The organism is Streptomyces sp. NPDC001027, from assembly GCF_040299045.1.
GTDB lineage: Bacteria > Actinomycetota > Actinomycetes > Streptomycetales > Streptomycetaceae > Streptomyces.
Genome location: NZ_JBEPBI010000018.1, coordinates 35,140 through 52,815 on the forward strand (window position 1 = coordinate 35,140; position 17,676 = coordinate 52,815).

Annotated in this window: 17 protein-coding genes and 1 pseudogene; 2 read left to right on the forward strand and 16 right to left on the reverse strand. The window is 73.9% G+C overall.

The genetic code is table 11. The features are described 5' to 3' along the window. Positions 1-7: 7 nt before the first annotated feature. The 14 genes from ABT300_RS08615 to ABT300_RS08680 form a co-directional block, all read right to left on the reverse strand. The gene (locus ABT300_RS08615) at positions 8-1,225 is read right to left on the reverse strand and encodes an acyltransferase family protein (protein WP_351673441.1); all 1,218 of its coding nucleotides are present in this window, start codon (positions 1,223-1,225) and stop codon (positions 8-10) included. Next, entirely contained in the window at positions 1,218-2,288 is a 1,071-nt protein-coding gene (locus ABT300_RS08620; RefSeq protein WP_502977896.1) for an alpha/beta hydrolase, read from the reverse strand. The genes ABT300_RS08615 and ABT300_RS08620 overlap by 8 nt, the downstream gene beginning before the upstream one ends. 328 nt (positions 2,289-2,616) lie before the next feature. Continuing rightward, the gene (locus tag ABT300_RS08625) at positions 2,617-3,531 is read right to left on the reverse strand and encodes an alpha/beta hydrolase (protein ID WP_351673443.1); all 915 of its coding nucleotides are present in this window, start codon (positions 3,529-3,531) and stop codon (positions 2,617-2,619) included. A 238-nt stretch (positions 3,532-3,769) separates the two neighbouring features. Further along, positions 3,770-4,954, reverse strand: coding sequence for a kynureninase (gene kynU, locus ABT300_RS08630; protein ID WP_351673445.1), 1,185 nt, complete (start codon positions 4,952-4,954; stop codon positions 3,770-3,772). After that, the gene (locus ABT300_RS08635; protein WP_351673447.1) at positions 4,947-5,792 is read right to left on the reverse strand and encodes a tryptophan 2,3-dioxygenase family protein; all 846 of its coding nucleotides are present in this window, start codon (positions 5,790-5,792) and stop codon (positions 4,947-4,949) included. Before ABT300_RS08635 ends, kynU begins: the two co-directional genes overlap by 8 nt. Before the next feature lie 170 nt (positions 5,793-5,962). Further along, a complete protein-coding gene (locus ABT300_RS08640) occupies positions 5,963-6,376 on the reverse strand; it encodes a DUF3151 domain-containing protein (protein ID WP_057577905.1) in 414 nt (137 codons plus the stop codon). A 168-nt stretch (positions 6,377-6,544) separates the two neighbouring features. Beyond that, a complete protein-coding gene (locus ABT300_RS08645; protein WP_351673450.1) occupies positions 6,545-8,011 on the reverse strand; it encodes an MFS transporter in 1,467 nt (488 codons plus the stop codon). A 124-nt stretch (positions 8,012-8,135) separates the two neighbouring features. Further along, entirely contained in the window at positions 8,136-9,167 is a 1,032-nt protein-coding gene (gene fbaA / locus ABT300_RS08650) for a class II fructose-bisphosphate aldolase (RefSeq protein ID WP_256920821.1), read from the reverse strand. A gap of 133 nt (positions 9,168-9,300) precedes the next feature. Continuing rightward, positions 9,301-9,873, reverse strand: a complete 573-nt coding sequence (pyrE, locus tag ABT300_RS08655; RefSeq protein WP_351673452.1) for an orotate phosphoribosyltransferase — start codon at positions 9,871-9,873, stop codon at positions 9,301-9,303. Between the two features lie 10 nt (positions 9,874-9,883). Next, positions 9,884-10,681 carry an aldose epimerase family protein gene (locus tag ABT300_RS08660; RefSeq protein WP_351673454.1) on the reverse strand — a complete coding sequence of 266 codons (798 nt, stop codon included), beginning with the start codon at positions 10,679-10,681 and terminating at the stop codon, positions 9,884-9,886. 80 nt (positions 10,682-10,761) lie between these two features. Continuing rightward, the gene (locus ABT300_RS08665; RefSeq protein ID WP_351673456.1) at positions 10,762-11,700 is read right to left on the reverse strand and encodes an SRPBCC domain-containing protein; all 939 of its coding nucleotides are present in this window, start codon (positions 11,698-11,700) and stop codon (positions 10,762-10,764) included. Between the two features lie 243 nt (positions 11,701-11,943). After that, the gene (locus ABT300_RS08670; protein ID WP_351673458.1) at positions 11,944-13,587 is read right to left on the reverse strand and encodes a polyamine aminopropyltransferase; all 1,644 of its coding nucleotides are present in this window, start codon (positions 13,585-13,587) and stop codon (positions 11,944-11,946) included. A gap of 211 nt (positions 13,588-13,798) precedes the next feature. Next, positions 13,799-14,335: a DUF2617 family protein gene (locus ABT300_RS08675; RefSeq protein WP_351673460.1), complete on the reverse strand. Its 537-nt coding sequence runs from the start codon at positions 14,333-14,335 to the stop codon at positions 13,799-13,801. 376 nt (positions 14,336-14,711) lie between these two features. After that, positions 14,712-15,047: a hypothetical protein gene (locus tag ABT300_RS08680; RefSeq protein ID WP_351673462.1), complete on the reverse strand. Its 336-nt coding sequence runs from the start codon at positions 15,045-15,047 to the stop codon at positions 14,712-14,714. A 140-nt stretch (positions 15,048-15,187) separates the two neighbouring features. Here ABT300_RS08680 and ABT300_RS08685 point away from each other — a divergent pair, with 140 nt between their 5' ends. Next, on the forward strand, positions 15,188-16,384 hold the full coding sequence (locus tag ABT300_RS08685) for a pyridoxal phosphate-dependent aminotransferase (RefSeq protein ID WP_351673464.1): 1,197 nt from the start codon (positions 15,188-15,190) through the stop codon (positions 16,382-16,384). 158 nt (positions 16,385-16,542) lie between these two features. Here ABT300_RS08685 and ABT300_RS08690 read toward each other — a convergent pair whose 3' ends face one another. Together ABT300_RS08690 and ABT300_RS08695 are read right to left on the reverse strand one after the other, a co-directional pair. After that, positions 16,543-16,806, reverse strand: a complete 264-nt coding sequence (locus ABT300_RS08690; protein WP_045558184.1) for a type II toxin-antitoxin system RelE family toxin — start codon at positions 16,804-16,806, stop codon at positions 16,543-16,545. After that, a complete protein-coding gene (locus tag ABT300_RS08695) occupies positions 16,799-17,068 on the reverse strand; it encodes a type II toxin-antitoxin system Phd/YefM family antitoxin (RefSeq protein WP_005483715.1) in 270 nt (89 codons plus the stop codon). Before ABT300_RS08695 ends, ABT300_RS08690 begins: the two co-directional genes overlap by 8 nt. A gap of 101 nt (positions 17,069-17,169) precedes the next feature. Between ABT300_RS08695 and ABT300_RS08700 the strand changes: the two are divergent. Then, a pseudogene (locus ABT300_RS08700) lies at positions 17,170-17,619 on the forward strand (aminotransferase class I/II-fold pyridoxal phosphate-dependent enzyme); the annotation flags it as partial. Positions 17,620-17,676 lie beyond the last annotated feature (57 nt).

Below are 17,676 nucleotides of genomic sequence, written 5' to 3' on the forward strand. Positions count from 1 at the left end.
CCCAACCCTAGGCACTGCGGGCGGCCTTCGGCTCCGGCCGACGGGAGCGGTGGTGGACGCGGACCACCCTGGAGCGGCGGTCGCGGGACCGTCGAGACCCTTGCTCCAAGCCGTGGAAGGCCGCCCAGCACACCGCCAGCGCCAGCGCGAAGACCGGCAGCCACAGCAGGCGGGCCGCGACCCAGTCCAGCCCGTCGGGGAGAGTGTGCAGGCCGGGCAGACGGCCCGCCGTCAGGGCGGTCGCGGTCGTCGCCATCATGGCCGTCTGATGCCAGAGGAAGACCGTCATCGCGGAGAGGTTGACCAGGGCCACCGCCGCCCAGGCCAGGGGCCGGCGCATGGCCCGCCGCAACGGGTCGCGCAGCAGCAGCGCCAGCCCGCACTGGGCGAGGCCGAAGGCGACGGCGGCCAGCGACGGCGGGTTGAGGTTGGACACCGCCGCGCCGGGCACGCCCACCATCGACGCCGGATAGCCGGCCCACAGCACGAGCACCGCCGTGCCCGCCGCACCGCCGACGAGCAGCGTCCAGCCCGCGCGGGGGCGCTCCAGCTCGCCCCGGGTCCACGCCGCGCCCAGGCAGTACGGCACCAGCCAGCCCGCGGCGATGTTCACCCAGCCGAGCCACTCCGGGCCGCCGAGGCCGAAGCGCACCAGGTCCACGTGGAGGACGACGGCCAGCGGCCACAGCGGGTTCAGCCGGGTCAGCAGCGGGGTCGCCGCCGTCAGCACGGCGTAGACCAGCAGGAACCACAGCGGCGACAGCGCCAGCTTGACCACGGTGTGCACGGTGACGAAGGACGCGCCGCCCAGCAGGAGGCCGGCCGCAGCCGCCGTCCACACCGCCGCCACCGCGGTGACGGGGACGAACAGGCGGCCCAGCCGGACCTTCAGCCACCTGCCGTGGCCCTCGCCGCGGGCCCGCGCCGAGGCGAGGCTCCTGGTGGCCACATGGCCGCCCACCATGAAGAACACGGCGAGCGTCTGGAACGTCCACGACACCGGGGCGAGCCACGGCATGGCGGCCAGCGGGCTGGCGGCGCGCAGGGAGCCGCCGTCGGCGACGAGCGCCGTGACCAGCCAGTGGCCGAGGACGACTCCGAGGATGGCGAGGGCCCGCAGCGCGTCCACGGCACGGTCGCGCTGCGGGGGCGTCGCGCCGGCGACGCGGGCGGCGGCGCGACGCAGCGCGTGCCGGGTCCGCGGCTTCCTCCGGGTGTCAGGCACGGGTCACCTCCGAGGTCGCGCCGAGGACGATCCGGGCGATGTTGCCCAGCGAGACCGAACCCGGCCTGAAGTAGTCGCTGTGGCCGCCCGGGCCGGCCGCGAAGACGCGGGCTCCGAACGACGGGGACAGCGGGTCGGCCCCGAAGCCGACGGTCACGCCGAACAGGTCGGCGCTGACGTGCGGGACGTCCGCCACCCAGTCGTCGCCGCCGCGGGCCGCCCAGACCCGCGCACGGGTGTGCAGGTCCGCGGCCGAGGCCGCGCCCGTGCCGGGGCTGCCGAGCAGCACGAGGTCGCTCACGTCCAGGCGGGACGCGGCGCGGCCGCACACGACGGTGCCGTACGAGTGACACAGAAGGGTGACGCGGGCGGCCGGGCCGGTGACGGCGGCCAGCCCGGTCAGGAACGAGCGAAGGAGAGGGGCCGCCTCCTCCGCGCGGGCAGGGGTGAGCACGGTGGCGCTGATCGTGCCGGGGGTCGTGTAGCCGAGCCACGCCACCACCGCCGTCCGCTCCCCGGTCTCGGCCCCGGACCCGGCCCCAGCCCCAGGTCTGCCGCCCTGCCGGGCCTGCCGGGCCTGCCGGGTGAGCCGGTCGTGCAGGGCAGCCGCCTGGGCGTGGAAGCGCTCGTAGGTGTCCAGGGAGGTGTCGGAGCCCGGCACCAGGACGGCGACGCGGTCGGCGTGCGCGAGGTCTCCGAACACCTCGACCGCCCGGCCGAGTCCGCGGCCGTCGAAGGACAGCAGGTTGCGGGACGGGGCGGCCAACGCCCGGTCGGCGGCCGCACGGTGACGGTCGCCGTGGGCGGCGGCCATCCGGGACGCCAGCGCGGCGTTGGCCCGGTGGGCGGCGTAGGTCCGCTCCAGCGTCGCCGCCGTCACCGCGGGGAGGACGGCGGGGGCCGGGGCCGGGATGCTCGGCCGGGCAGCGGCCGCGGTGAGGGGGACGACCACAGCGGCGGTGACGAGCACGGCCAGCAGCGCACGGACCCAGCGCCGCCCCCAGCCCCTTGCACCCGCCCCGGCCACTCCGCCAGATCCGGCCGCTCCACCCGACGCACTCACGCCGCCCGATCCGCCCGACGCAGCCACTCCGCCAGATCCGGCCGCTCCGCGCGACCCGGCCGCTCGGCCCGACGCGGTCACGCCGCTCCGGGCCGTCACCGCCCCGGCCCGGACTCCTCCGCGCCGCCGTGCGCCCGCACCCAGCTCCGCCATGCCGCCCCTCCCCCGCCGTGCGCCCGGTCATCGGGCCCTGCCGGATGGGAAGTTACGGATCGGGGCGGGTCGTTCGCGTCCCACCGGGGAGCTGTCTTGCGACGTAGCTCTCAGGTACTACGGGTACGACACCTACGGGGTGCACACCGCCGCACACCTCGCGGAACTCACGTGCTCACCAGGCGAGTTGGGCGATCTCCTCCGCCACCACCGCGCACGCGTCCGCCGCCGGGTCGATCAGCGGGAAGTGACCGACGTCCTCGAGAAGGGTCAGGCCCACCACCTCGCCGGCCTTCGCCGCCGCATCAGCGTAGGCCTCGGCGACCGCCTGCGGGACGACCTCGTCGGCACGGCCCTGCACCAGCGTGGTCGCGACGCCGGTGGGCAGCAGGAGCGCGGGGTCGGCGTACGGCCGCCGGGCCTCGAAGTGCTCATCGCCACCGAGGAGTTGACAGGCGGCCCCACCGCACACGTCCAGCTTCCCGGCCACCGCGAAGTCGGCGATCGGGGCCAGGGCGACGACGCCCCGCAGCGAGGTCGGGTCACCGGTGCGCCAAGGCGCGTCGGCGGGCAGCAGATGCCGGGCGGCAGCCCACAGTGCGAGATGGCCGCCGGCCGAGTGGCCGGTCAACACCGTGCGGCGCGCGTCGGCCTGCGGCACTGCCTCCCGGGCCAGTGCGGGAAGCGCGTCGAGGGCGGCGGCCACGTCGTCGAAGGTGTCGGGCCAGCGCCCGGCGACCGCGGCCGCCCCGCCCATGCCCCCGTCCCCACCCGCACCCGCGTCCGGCTCCGAACTCCCGTCCCCGCGCCGGTACTCGACGTTGGCCACCGCGAATCCACGCCGCGCCAGATAGCCCGCGAACGGTGTGATGTGCCGCCGGTCGTAGGGCGCCCGCCAGGCCCCGCCGTGCAGCACGACGACGAGCGGAGCCGGACCGCCCGGGCCGGCCTCCGCACGCGGGACGTAGAAGTCGATCACCTGGTCGGGGTGGTCGCCGTACGCCGCGGTGACGTCGGGCTCGACGTGCGGATGCGCGAAGGCCGACGCCTCCTCGGCGGCGGCCCGGGCTGCGACAACGTCGTCCGGCATGCTCCAACCTCTCAGCGGCGAAGAAGATTTGGCGGACCAGGAGTGAATTCGGCCGTTGGCCGGGACGGTATCAGGCCCGTGACGTGCGCGGACACACGGATGTCACGCACGGTGAGAGGTAAACGGTTCTGCTGTTCCGTCACCCCGGCAGGCCCGCCCGCCGGGAAACCCCCTGGGCGTACCCCTAGGTACGCCCAGGGGACCCGGCCGGTTCAGTCGACCGGGTCACTCCGCCAGGTCAGCCCAGCTCCCGCGCCAGCGTCCGCGCCGCCCGCTCCACGTCCGCGAACCCGACGTACAGCGGGGTGAAGCCGAACCGGAGCACGTCCGGGCTGCGGAAGTCGCCGACGACCCCGCGCTCGATCAGCCGCTTCATGACGTCGCCGGCGTCCTCGCAGCGCAGCGCCACCTGGCTGCCGCGCTCCTCGTGACGCACCGGAGTCAGCGTTTCGACCCGTCCCTCGGGGACGTAGGCGGCGACGCACTCCAGGAAGAAGTCCGTCAGCGCCAGCGACTTGGCGCGCACCGCCGTGATCGACACGCCGTCCCACACCTCGAGGGCCGCCTCCAGCGCGAGCATCGACAGGATGTCGGGAGTGCCGACGCGCCCGCGGACCGCGCCCGCCGCCGGCTCGTACGCCTCCCGCATCCCGAAGGGCTCGGCGTGCGAGTTCCAGCCCGGCAGCGGGGAGTCGAAGCGGTCCTGGAGACCGTGGCGGACGTACAGGTAGGCCGGCGAACCGGGGCCGCCGTTCAGGTACTTGTAGGTGCAGCCGACCGCGAGGTCCACACCGTGCTCGTCGAGGCCGACCGGCAGGGCGCCCGCGCTGTGGCACAGGTCCCACACCGAGACCGCGCCCGCCGCGCGCACGGCGGCGGTGAGCGAGGGCAGGTCGTGCAGCCGGCCCGTGCGGTAGTCGACGTGGTTGAGCAGCACGGCGGCCGTGCGCCCGGACAGCGCCTCCGGGACCTCCTGCGGGTGCACCGCGCGCAGCGTGCGGCCGGTCAGCCGGGCCGCCGACGCGGCGATGTAGCCGTCGGTGGGGAAGGTCGCGGCGTCGACGAGGATCTCGTCGCGGGCGTCCTCCACCAGACGCACCGCGCCCACCAGCGCCTTGAGGACGTTGACGCTCGTCGAGTCGCCGACCACGATCTGCCCGGCCGCGGCCCCCACCAGCGGGGCGATCCGGTCGCCGATCCGCTCGGGCGCCGTCCACCAGCCGCTCTCGTCCCAGGAACGAATCCTCAGCGCGCCCCACTGGCGGCGCACGACGTCCTCGACGCGGCCGGGGACGGACCGCGGGAGCGCGCCCAGCGAGTTGCCGTCCAGGTAGACGCCGTCGTCGAGCACGAACTGGGCGCGCTTGAAAGCCAGCTCGTCGCCCGAGTCCAGCTGCTGTGCGGTGCGGGCGAGGTCAGACATGGGACCTCGCCGTCCACAGCTCGGGGAAGACGTTCTTCTGCGCGCGCTTCTCCAGCCAGGCCACCCCGGCCGAACCGCCGGTGCCCGCCTTGGCGCCCATCGCGCGCCGGGTGGCGACGAGGTGGTCGTTGCGCCAGCGCCACACCAGCTCGGCGACGTCGGTCAGCGCCTCGCCCAGACGGGCGACCTCGTCGGACTCGTCGCCCGCGTACACGGCCGTCCAGACCGCCTCGACCTCCGCCGAGGGCTCGTAGCGCCCGGAGACGTCGCGCTCCAGGACGGAGGCGGGGATCGCGTGGCCGCGCCGGGCCAGCAGCCGCAGCACCTCGTCGTACAGGCTCGGCTCGTGCAGCGCCTTCTCCAGCTCGGCGTGCACGCGCGGCGCGGCGCGGTGCGGGACCAGCATGGACGCGGACTTGTCGCCGAGCAGGAACTCCATGCGGCGGTACATCGCGGACTGGAAGCCGGAACCCTCGCCGAGCGCGGAGCGGTAGGAGTTGAACTGGGCGGGGGTCAGCTGGGCGAGCGGCCGCCAGGAGGCGTTCAGCGCCTCCAGCTCACGGACCGAACGCTTCAGCGCGTCGACCGCCACCGGCACCCGGTCCTCGCGCAGCGCCTGGGCCGCGGTCTCCCACTCGTGGACGATGACCGTGAACCACAGCTCCATGACCTGGGTCGTGACCAGGAAGACCATCTCTCCGGGATCGTCGGAGAGGGTCTGCTGGAGGTGGGTGAGCACGTCCGCCTTGACGTAGTCCTCGTACGGCGTCGTGCCGGCGAAGTCGAGATGCGGGGTCTCGGGCTCCGAAGCCTCATAGGGCTGAGCCTGCTGGGACATCGCTGTCTCCTGTTGTACTCCGGGTAGCGGTCCGCCCCTGCCGTTACCGACACGGGGGCCCCGGTCCCCACGGCCACATAGTGCGCAATGGCATCCCGAAAGCGCAAGGCCCGTCCGGTCACACCGGACGGGCCACGCCCGAGCACACGGACGAATACGCAGATGAACGGCTATCCGAGGGTCTGGGCGGCCGTCGGGGAGGAGTCCTTGAGGAACTGCGAGCAGCGCTCGTACTCCTCCTGCTCGCCGATCGCCTGGGCGGCGCGGGCGAGGGCGTGCAGGGCGCGCAGGAAGCCGCGGTTCGGCTCGTGCTCCCAGGGCACCGGTCCGTGCCCCTTCCATCCGCTGCGGCGCAGGCTGTCGAGGCCGCGGTGGTACCCCGTACGGGCGTACGCGTACGACTCCACCACACTGCCCCGCTCGAACGCGTCGTCGGCGAGCCGGGCCCAGGCCAGCGAGGACGTGGGGTACTTCGCGGCGACGTCGGCGGGCGCCGTCCCGTTCGCGAGGAGCTCGCGCGGCTCGGGGTCGTCGGGCAGGTGGGTCGGGGGCGGGCCCCCGAGGAGGTTCTCGTGAATCGACATGGCTCCAGTCTCCTCCACTCCTCGCCCCGCGCCAGACGCCCGCGCGCCGGACCGGAATCTCCAGCCGCGCCAGACGCCCGCGCGCCGGATCGGGTTGCCCCGGGGCCCCGGACCGGAATCCCCTACTGGGCAGGACCGGTGTCCCCCGGTGCGCCGGACCCGTGTCCCCTACCCGAGTCGCTTGCGCGACCGCTGCCCCTCCAGCGGCGGGGCCAGGACGCTGCCGTGCGTCCTGCACTCCGGCCTGCGGCAGTCCGGCGGCGGCCGCCGCACGGTGAGGAACGCCGTCAGCGAGCCCGCCGCCAGCGCCGCCGCGCAGATCACCATCGCCTGCCCGAACGCCGCGTCGAAGGCGTCCGCCGAACGGTACGTCTCCGGTCCCATGCCCGTCAGCAGGGGCAGCGCGGCGACCGCGACCAGGCCCGCCGCCCGTGCCGCCGCGTTGTTGACGCCGCTGGCGAGACCGGCCCTGCTGACGTCCACCGAGGCCAGCACCGTCGCGGTCAGCGGGGCGACCAGCGTCACCATGCCCATGCCCAGGACGAGCACCGCGGGCAGCACGTCCGCGACATAGGAGGCGTCCGGCCCGACCCGCAGCATCAGCAGCATCCCGGCCGCGCACAGCAGCGGCCCGACGGTGAGCGGCAGGCGCGGCCCGATCCGCTCCGCCAGCTCGCCGGAGCGCGCGGACAGCAGCAGCATCAGCACGGTCGTCGGCAGGAGTGCCGTGCCCGCGCCGAGGGCCGACCAGCCGACCACCGTCTGCAGCTGGACCGCCGAGAGGAAGAAGAAGCCGCCGAAGGCCGCGTACACGCACAGCGTGACCAGGTTGACCGCGGTGAACTGGCGGGACGCGAAGACGTCCGTCGGCATCATCGGGTCCGGCCGCCGCCGCTCCACGACGACGAAGGCCGCCCCGGCCGCCACCCCGGCCACCGCCGCCGCCGCGACGGCCGCCGAACCGCCCGGGGCCTCGATCAGCGCGTACGTCACCAGCGCGAGGGCGAGCGCCCCGAGCACCGCGCCGAGGACGTCGAACCGGCCGTGCGCGGCCCGGTCCCGCGACTCGGGAACGTGCCGCAGCGCCACCGGCACGCACACCGCGGCCAGCGGCAGGTTCAGCAGGAACACCCACCGCCAGCCCGGACCGTCCACCAGCCAGCCGCCGAGGAACGGCCCGACGGCCGCGCCGACGCCCCCGAACCCGGACCACAGCCCCACCGCCCGTCCCCGGTCGTCGGCGTGGAAGGATGCCTGGATGAGCGCGAGGGAGCCCGGCGTGAGGAGGGCCCCGCCGACGCCCTGCAGCGCCCGCGCGGCCACCAGCACGCCCGCGTTCGGGGCCAGCCCGCACAGCAGCGAGGCGGCGGCGAACCAGACCACGCCGACCACGAACACCTTGCGCCGCCCGTAGCGGTCGCCGAGGGAGCCGCCGAGCAGGATCAGCCCGGCCAGCGTCACCATGTACGCGTTGACGGTCCACTGCAGGGAGGCGAGGTCGGCGTCCAGGTCGCGGCCGATGCGCGGCAGCGCGACGTTGACGACGGTCGAGTCGAGCATGGCCATGCTGGAGCCGAGCACGGTGGTGAGCAGGATCCACCTGCCGCGGGGTGAGGCCAGCCGGACGTCGGGCATGCCCCCAGGTATACAGCGGGCCCGGCGTGTCAGACAGGATGCTGACACGCCGGGCCCGGTGCGACGCCGGTCCGCGCGGCCCCCGAGGAGGACCCCAGAGGGGCCGTCGGGGGACCGCAGGGGGTTACTTGATCTTCTGGCCCGCGGAGCGCAGGTGCTGCGTGGCCTCGACGACGCGCGCGGCCATGCCCGCCTCGGCCAGCTTGCCCCAGGTGCGCGGGTCGTAGGTCTTCTTGGAGCCGACCTCGCCGTCGACCTTCAGGACGCCGTCGTAGTTCCTGAACATGTGGTCGGCGACCGGACGCGTGAAGGCGTACTGCGTGTCCGTGTCGAGGTTCATCTTGACGACGCCGTTGTCCAGCGCGGTCGCGATCTCCTCCGCGGTGGAGCCGGAGCCGCCGTGGAAGACGAAGTCGAACGGCTGGGAGCCGGCCGGCTTGCCGTACTTCGCGGCGACGCCCTCGTTCAGCTCCTTGAGCAGGTCGGGGCGGAGCACGACGTTGCCCGGCTTGTACACGCCGTGGACGTTGCCGAAGGACGCGGCCAGCAGGTAGCGGCCCTTCTCGCCCAGGCCGAGCGCCTCGACGGTGCGCACCGCGTCGTCGACCGTGGTGTACAGGGAGTCGTTGATCTCGTGCGAGACGCCGTCCTCCTCGCCGCCGGTCGGGGTGATCTCCACCTCGAGGATGATCTTCGCGGCGGCGGCGCGGGCGAGCAGCTCCTGCGCGATCTCCAGGTTGTCGGCGAGGGTCTCGGCGGAGCCGTCCCACATGTGCGACTGGAACAGCGGGTTGCGGCCGGCCTTCACGCGCTCCTCGGAGACCGCGAGCAGCGGACGGACGTACCCGTCGAGCTTGTCCTTCGGGCAGTGGTCCGTGTGCAGGGCGACGGTGACCGGGTACTTCTCGGCGACGATGTGCGCGAACTCGGCGAGGGCCACGGAGCCCGTCACCATGTCCTTGCTGTACTGGCCGCCCAGGAACTCGGCGCCACCCGTGGAGATCTGGATGATGCCGTCGCTCTCCGCCTCGGCGAAGCCGCGCAGCGCCGCGTGCAGGGTCTGCGTCGAGGTGACGTTGATGGCCGGGTAGGCGAACTTGCCTGCCTTCGCCCGGTCGAGCATCTCGTTGTAGACCTCGGGGGTTGCGATGGGCATCTGTCCGCTCCTTGACTGTGCGGTTGGCGATCTGCGTACTACGGCCCTGACCTAGACCTGGGGATTCGACATCGTCGTCGGCCCCATCTTTCCAGACCTGCGCGAATGGTCCAGGCCCTGTCCACAGGGCGGGTCAGTCCAGGCCGAGCTCGTCCTTCGAGAAGGCGAACAGGTACGGCACGCCCGCGCCCGCGCGGATCTTGTCGTCCGCTCCGGTCGCCCGGTCCACGATGGTCGCCACCGCCACCACCTCGGCGCCCGCCTCGCGCACGGCCTCCACGGCGGTCAGCGGCGAGCCGCCGGTGGTGGAGGTGTCCTCGACGACCAGGACGCGGCGGCCCTTGATCTCCGGACCCTCGACGCGCCGCTGGAGCCCGTGCGCCTTCGCCGCCTTGCGCACGACGAAGGCGTCCAGCCTGCGGCCGCGGGCGGCGGCCGCGTGCAGCATGGCGCCGGCCACCGGGTCGGCGCCCATGGTCAGACCGCCCACCGCGTCGAAGTCGAGGTCGGCGGTGAGGTCGAGCAGCACCTGCCCGACCAGCGGGGCGGCCTCCCCGTCGAGGGTGACGCGGCGGAGGTCGACGTAGTAGTCCGCCTCCAGCCCCGACGACAGGGTGACCTTGCCGTGCACCACGGCCTTGTCCTTGATCAGCTGCAGCAGCGCACCGCGTGCGTCGGGCGGCGTTGTTCCGTTGACGTCCGTCATGCCCCTCAGCTTAGAGCCGCGACCAGGACCAGGTCGTCGCGGCCTCGAGCGGCTCCAGGGGCGTGACCAGGCGCGGGAGGGTGTTCAGTCCGTTCGGCGGGCCGGTCTGCGGCTCCACGCACACCGCCGCTTCCTGCTCGTCGTAGACGACGACCCACTTCTCGGGGCTGGTCACCTTCAGCTCCAACTGGCCCGGCCAGGTGAGGGTGACGTCGACGCCGCCGGGCATGCCGAAGCAGTCGTCCCAGGGGCCCGGCTTCGGCTCGACGCGCTCGCCGGTCGGCAGATGGTCGTCGCCGCGCTGCTCCTGCCACGCCGGGTCGAAGGCGACCCGCACGTCCTGGGCGCCCTGGCCGCCCAGGTTGCGGTTGAACCAGGGGTGCCACCCGATCTGCGCCGGGAACGAGGAGTCGTACGTCTCCACGGCCATCCGGATCGTCAGCGCGTCCTCGGTCAGCGCGACCACCTGGGTGACCAGGCCGGGGTAGGGCCAGGGCGCCACCAGTCGGTACGTCAGCACGACCTCGTCGGCCGTGCGCCGGGCGACCTTCCAGGCGCCGTCGCGGGCGGTGCCGTGGATGGCGTTCGGCGCGGCGTTGAGCGGCATCCGGTGGACGGTCGCGCCGTTGCGGAAGTACCCGTCGCGGATCCTGCCGCACCAGGGGACCATCGGGAAGCAGCCGAACCGCTCGCCCTGGCGCAGCAGTTCGAGTCCTCCGACGCGCAGGCCCCCGACCCGGCCGCCGTTGCCCGGCTGCACGGTCGCCTCCGCGTCGCCCGCGGTCAGCGTGATCTCTTCGTCACTCACGGGACCGACCCTACTGGGGCGGTCGGGGGCGCCCGAGACGCAGGGCCCGCGGACCGTCCGCACCGCGCCCCGGACCGGTCCTACCCGCGTCGGCGCAGCGCCCTGCCGACCACGATCGCCGACGCCACGACCAGCGCCGCCGCCGGGGCGGCCCACCGCAGCGCGCTGTTCGGCATGACGGTCTGCGGGGCGGGGACCGGCGCGTAGCGCCCGCGCGGCGGAGCGTGGTCGACCTCCTCGGCGCTGCGGCCGATCATCGTGCGGCGCGCGTGCGCGGCCTCGGCGGGCGGCTGCGGGGGGCCTGTGAGGTCCTCGAGCTCCGAGGGCAGCGCCGCCGTCTCGAAGAGGTCCGCGGGGACGTCGGATTCGTCGACGTCGTCAGCGGGAGCGAAGGGTTCGTCGACGCCGTCCCCGTCGTCCACGGCCTCCTCGTCGTCCACGGCCTCCGGAGCGTCGACGTCGTCGGACGCACCGGCATCGCGCGCACCGGCATCCCGCGCGCCAGCGCCGGCACCCCGCGCGTCGGCGTCGCTTTCGGCGTCGGCGGCAGCGGGGCCGGCGTCGGCGGTCGTCCCGGCGTCGGGCTGCCCGTCCGGTGCGGCCGCCGCCGCGAGGTTCGCCGCGAAACGGCTGAGCAGCCGGGCCACCGCCGAGTCGACCGCCTCGGAGGGCAGTTCCGCGACGCGGCCGTCCGCCGAGGCCGTCCCCTCGAAGCGGAGCGTGGCGCCCGCGTCGGCCTCCCGCAGCCGGAGGGCGAGGCTCAGCTTGACCGACCCGCTGCCGCGGGCCTCCGTCCCGTCGCCCTCCACGGCGTAGCCGCCGTCCTCGCGCGGCGAGACGCGTGCCGTCCCCCGGTAGGTGATGGTGTGGCCGGCGATCCGCACCTTCAGCCGGCCCGCGACGGGCTCGGTGCCCGCGTCCTGCTGGAGCCCGGGAACCGCACGGGCCACCTGCGCGGGATCGGCGAGGGCCGCCCTCAGTCGCTCGACCGGAACCGGAACGAACACCTCTTGCTCCATAAGTCCCGAGCCTACCCACGCGGGACCCGAACGCACCCGGCGAAACCACGATCCGGCCTCCCCCGGGACCGGGCCGTGCTACGCCCCCGCCGAGCCGCGTCGCCGCGCCGGCCCCCTCCGGCGACCGATCCCTTCGACGCCGAGGACGCATCCGTCGCGGAACCCCCGCCGCGACGCCGTTCCCGCCGGTGACGTCGTCCCCTCTGTTCGCGCCGGCGCCGCCGGGGACGCGACGGTCCGGCGTCAGTACCGCGGATGCACCAGCGTCGAGGCCGGCACTCCGGGCACCCGGTGCGCCTCGGCCGCCCGGGCGTCCGCGGCCAGGGCCGCCTGGGTCAGGGTGCGCGGGGGGCGTGCGCCCCCGTCGAGGCGCATCGGCGGACGGGCGTCCGCGGCGGCCAGCACGAAGCCCCAGTCGCGGGGCGCCCGGGAGTCGTCGCCGGCGATGCGGTCGGGACCGCTGGTACGGCCGGCGCCGCGGCCGTCCACCTGGTAGGGGGCGGTGTGCAGGCCGGCCGCGCGCAGCGTCGCCTCCACCGTCCAGAACACCCGCGGCCGGCCCGCCACCGGCCCGGCGTGCACCACGAGGCGGCCGCCGGGGGCCAGCACGCGGCGGGCGAGACCGTAGAACTCCTGGGAGTAGAGCTTGGTGCTCGCCGTGATGCCGGGGTCGGGCAGATCCGCGACGACCACGTCGTACGTCGCCGCAGGGGCCTCGCGCAGCCACTGGAAGGCGTCCCCGGCGGCCACGCGGACGCGCGGATCGCCGAAGGCGTGGTCGTTGAGGCGCGCCAGGGCCCGGTCGGTGCGGGCCAGCCGGACCAGACCGGCGTCGAGCGCGACGACGTCGACGCGGCGCACGCCGGGACGGCCGAGGGCCTCGCGGGCGGCCAGGCCGTCGCCGCCGCCGAGGATCAGCACCTGCGCGTGCGGGCCGCTCATCGCCGGCTGGACGAGGGCCTCGTGATACCTGCGCTCGTCACGGCCCGCGAAGCGCAGGCGGCCGTCCAGATAGAGGTCGAGGGGACGGCCGTCGGCGCCGCCGGTCAGCACGATCTCCTGGACGTCGGTCTGCACCGCCGCCCGCACGTCGCCCCCGTAGACCGCCTGCCGCGCCGCCCGTTCGAAGTCGTCGACGAGGACGGCGGCGGAGGCGAGGACGCCGAGGACGGCGATGTCGGCGACGAGCAGGAGGCAGCGGGCCCGGCATGTCAGGTCGCGTCGGAACAGGCCCAGCACCAGGGCGGCCCCGGCGACCACGTTGACCGCGCCCACCAGCAGGGAGCTCGTCAACTGGCCGAGGAACGGCAGGAGCAGGAACGGGAAGGCGAGGCCGCCCACCAGCGCGCCCACGTAGTCCGCGGCGAAGAGGTCCGCCACCGCGCCGCCCGCGTCCTGCCGCCGGATGCGCTGGATCAGCTCCATGAGGAGCGGCGCCTCGGCCCCGATGAGCAGGCCGATGGCGAGGGAGAACGCCACGAGGAGGATGCGGGAGCCGTCGGCCCACAGGCCGCCCCAGTCGCCCGTCCAGGCGAACACCGCGTACAGCGCCATGGCGCTGCACCCGCCGACCAGGGCGAGCGCCGCCTCCAGGGCGCCGAAGCCCGCCGCGGCGAACCGGCGCAGCCGTTTGGCGACGAGGGAGCCCAGCCCCATCGCGAAGACCATGACCGACAGCACGACGGAGGCCTGGGTGACGGAGTCCCCCATCAAGTAGGAGGCCAGGGCGACGAGTTCGAGTTCGTAGACGAGACCGCAGGCCGCGCAGACGAAGACGCACGCGAGCACCAGCAGCCGCCCGGTGTCCGGCCGGACGGGGAGCCGCGGGGGACCCCGCCAGGGCGGCGGTGCGCCGGGCGGAGCCGCCGGTGCGTACGGTTCGATCACGACTGCGACGTTACGTCACGGCATGGGCGCCCTTCGTCACCCACACGTGTGAAACTCGGGGCGTCCGGGCGGTCACACGTTTGAGTCGCCGTCGGGTCCGGCCGCCGCCCCGTCCCGCCGCCCTCGACCCCCGGGGCTCGCCCCACCCGCGCACCGCCCGCCCCCACCGGCCCACCACGCCTCGCCGGCCCCCGCCCCACCGATCCACGGGTCACCCGCCGGACGGCGTCTCGCTGCCCACCGGCACCCGCACGCCCACCCGCGTTCTCGTCGCGACCAGCTGCCCGTCCTGCGGATACGCGTGCCAGGTGCGCCAGTGGACGTGGCCCTCGTGGCGCTGGGCGAGCAGGGCGGTGAAGGCGTGCGGGCTGCCGGGGAAGACGCCGACCAGACCGTGCGGATGCTCGGAGACGAGCGCCAGAAGCTCCTGGGCGCGGCCCGCGAACTGGTCCGGCGTGAGCTCCTCGACGCGCGCCGCGAACTCGTACTCCCAGCCGCCGACCCGCTTGGCGACGCCCAGCGGGAGCGGGGTGCTGCTGCCGGGGATGCAGGCCACCGTCTCCGAACAACTGGCCTCCTCCTCTTCGAGCAGCACCTGGTGCGACGCACCGAGCAGTCTCAACTGAAGCTTGGCGCCGTTCAGTTCGAGGTCGAGGGTGGCGAGGGCGGGCAGCGGTTCACGCCCCAGGGCCCAGGCGAGATCGGCCGCGCGCGTGTCGGTGTAGGAGGTGTTCAGGGTCGTGAGCATGGATCGGCTCCGCGGAGACGCAAAGAAAAGGAGGAAAGGTCCGGCGCACCCCGGTCGACACCGGGAACCGTCCCGGCCAGCCCGGTCTGGGGAGGTCGTCCGCTCGGGACGCCCGAAGGTGTGAGGGGCTGTGTCGGTGTTTTAGAGGGAATCATGAAGTGTGGTGCCGCCACAGCGTTTTTACCCAACTTCGTGGGGTTTCCATCCCTCGGGGGGCTCCACAGCTCAACTGTTCAACCAGGGCGTACGCCCAGGCGGGCCGGGCACATGCCGTTCGCTCCCGCCCCGGGCACATGGTGTGACCGCGGAGCCCGTGGTCGGTCGGGCCCCGCGGTCCGGATGCGGCTCCCCCCGCGGGGAGCTCAGCTGCCCCGTGTCAGCTGCCTCCGCCGCATCCGCCGCCCCCGCCGCAGGACGATCCGCCGCCACAGGACGAGCTGCCGCCGCAGGACGAGGAAGAGCCGCCGCACGAGTGCCCCCCGTGATGGCCCCCGTGGTGCCCGCCGGAACTGCCGGAACTGCCGGAACTGCAGGAGGCGCTGCTCCCGCCGGCCGCGCCGCCCGCCCACCAGCTGCCGGAGCCGCTGGAGGAGCCGCTGCCGCGCGACCTGCCGCCGCGATAGGACCGCGCGGAGCTGCGCCTGCTCGCGTTGGCCGCCACGGCCACCACGAAACCGATCACGATCACCGCCAGGACGATGCCGAAGAACATGGCGTCACCCTCCTTCCCTGTCCCCCGAAGCGGCCCCCCGTGGGCGCCTCGCGCGGCGCCCGAGCGCCGCGTGAACGGGGGATGCCCGCCCCGACACACAACCAAAGCGGAGTTGAGGAACTCCAGAGCTTCGGCGCAGGATGACGGCCATGACCTCTCCCGCGCGCCCCTTCCTCAACCGCCGTCTCGCCGAGTTCGGGACGACGATCTTCGCCGAGATGTCCGCCCTCGCCACGACGACCGGCTCGATCAACCTGGGCCAGGGCTTCCCCGACACGGACGGCCCCGAGGAGGTCCGGGAGGCGGCCGTGCGGGCGCTGCGGGACGGGCGCGGCAACCAGTACCCGCCGGGCCCGGGCGTGCCCGAGCTGCGCACCGCGATCGCCGACCACCAGCGCCGACGGTACGGCCTCTCCTTCGACCCGGACACGGAGGTCCTGGTCACGGCGGGCGCCACGGAGGCCATCGCCGCCTCGCTGCTCGCCCTGCTCGAGCCCGGCGACGAGGTGATCGCCCTCGAGCCGTACTACGACTCCTACGCGGCCTGCATCGCGATGGCCGGCGCCACGCGCGTGCCGGTGACGCTGCGCCCCGACGCCGGGCAGGGGCGCTTCTGCCTCGACCTGGACGAGCTGCGCGGCGCGGTGACCGACCGCACGCGGCTGCTGCTGATCAACACCCCGCACAACCCGACCGGCACGGTCCTCACCCGCGAGGAGCTGACCGCGATCGCCGAGCTGGCGGTGGAACGGGACCTGCTCGTCGTCACGGACGAGGTCTACGAGCACCTGGTCTTCGACGGGGCCGCACACGTGCCGGCGGCGACGCTGCCCGGGATGCGGGAGCGCACGGTCACGATCGGCTCGGCCGGCAAGACGTTCTCCTTCACCGGCTGGAAGGTCGGCTGGGTCACGGCGGCGCCTGCTCTCGTCTCAGCGGTCCGCGCGGCCAAGCAGTTCCTGACGTACGTGGCGTCGGGGCCGTTCCAGTACGCGGTCGCCGAGGCCCTCGCGCTGCCCGACAGCTACTTCGACGCCTTCCGCGCGGACATGCTGGCCAAGCGGGACCTGCTGGCGGCGGGCCTCACGGAGGCGGGCTTCTCCGTCTTCCGCCCCGCCGGCACCTACTTCGTCACCACCGACATCCGCCCCCTCGGCGAGAGCGACGGCTCTGCCTTCTGCCGCGCCCTGCCGGAACGCTGCGGGGTGGTCGCCATCCCGAACGAGGTCTTCTACGACCACCGCGAGCAAGGCGCACCCTTTGTTCGATTTGCTTTCTGCAAACGGACCAGCGTGTTGGAGGAGGCGGCATCCCGGCTCAAGTCGCTGGCCGCGTAACAGCCGTACGGTCTGGGCTCCTCCGCGTACCTCAGCCCCGCACCGGAGGAGTCCCGTGTCAGCAGACACCATCGCGACGCATGGCCACAATGCCGGCGAGCGCTTCGGCGACACGAAACTGCACGTCGCCCTTCCTGCGCGGTCTCCGCTCTCAGTGCTCAGGTGTCGTAGACGGTGGAGCGATGCCCGACGTGTACGACCCACACCACCAGCTCGCCGTTGTCGATTGTGTAGATCACGCGGTAGTCGCCTACCCGTAGGCGGCGCCGGTCGGGCTGGGAGACGAGGGCCGTGGTGTTGAACCCCATCGGGTCGCTCTCCAGCTCGGTCAACTTGGCCAAAATGCGGAGGGCCATGTCTCGCGGCACCTTGCGGAGTTCGGCCTGAGCCTCGGCTCGGAAGACGGTGCGGTACTCACTCACTGCGCGCCAGCGTCTCCCTCATGATGTCCTCGATCGGGATGCCGGGTGCCGGGTTGGTCATGCGCTCGTCGATGATCCGGTTGATCTCGCGCTCTTCCCACTCCTGGTATTTGCGCAGCACCTCGATGGACACCACGGCGGCGACCTGCTTGCCGCGCCGGGTGATGACGGTAGGTACGTCGTCCCGGTCGGCCCGCTCCACGACCTCGGCCAGGTGTGCCCGGACATCACGGATCGACTCTATGGGCATGGGCTGTGTCATGCACCCAAGGGTACCAAGTGTCCCATGTGTACACAACAGCACGCTGTCGCTCGGGGGTGTAGCCCTGTGGGCCCTCATGCGAATGAGTGCGCGAACGAGGAGTCGCCTGGGTCACGGCGGCGCCCGCTCTCGTGTCGGCGGTCCGCGCGGCCAAGCAGTTCCTGACGTACGTGTCCTCCGGCCCTTTCCAGTACGCGGTCGCCGAGGCCCTGAGCCTGCCGGACGCGTACTTCGACGGCTTCCGCGAGGACATGCGGGCCAAGCGGGACCTGCTGGCCGCGGGGCTGACGGACGCGGGCTTCGGGGTGTTCGCACCGACCGGCACCTACTTCGTCACCACCGACATCCGCCCCCTCGGCGAGACCGACGGCGTCGCCTTCTGCCGCGCCCTGCCCGAGCGCGCGGGCGTCGTCGCCATCCCCAACGCGGTCTTCTACGACCACCGCGACGCGGGCGCCCCGTTCGTCCGCTTCGCCTTCTGCAAGCGCACGCAGGTCCTGGCGGACGCGACGGAACGGCTGCGCAAGGCATTCGCCCACTGGCGACGCTGACGAACAGGGAGGCCTGAGCGAGTCGAGGGCGGGCACCTCCCGGTCGTTCCGACCTCC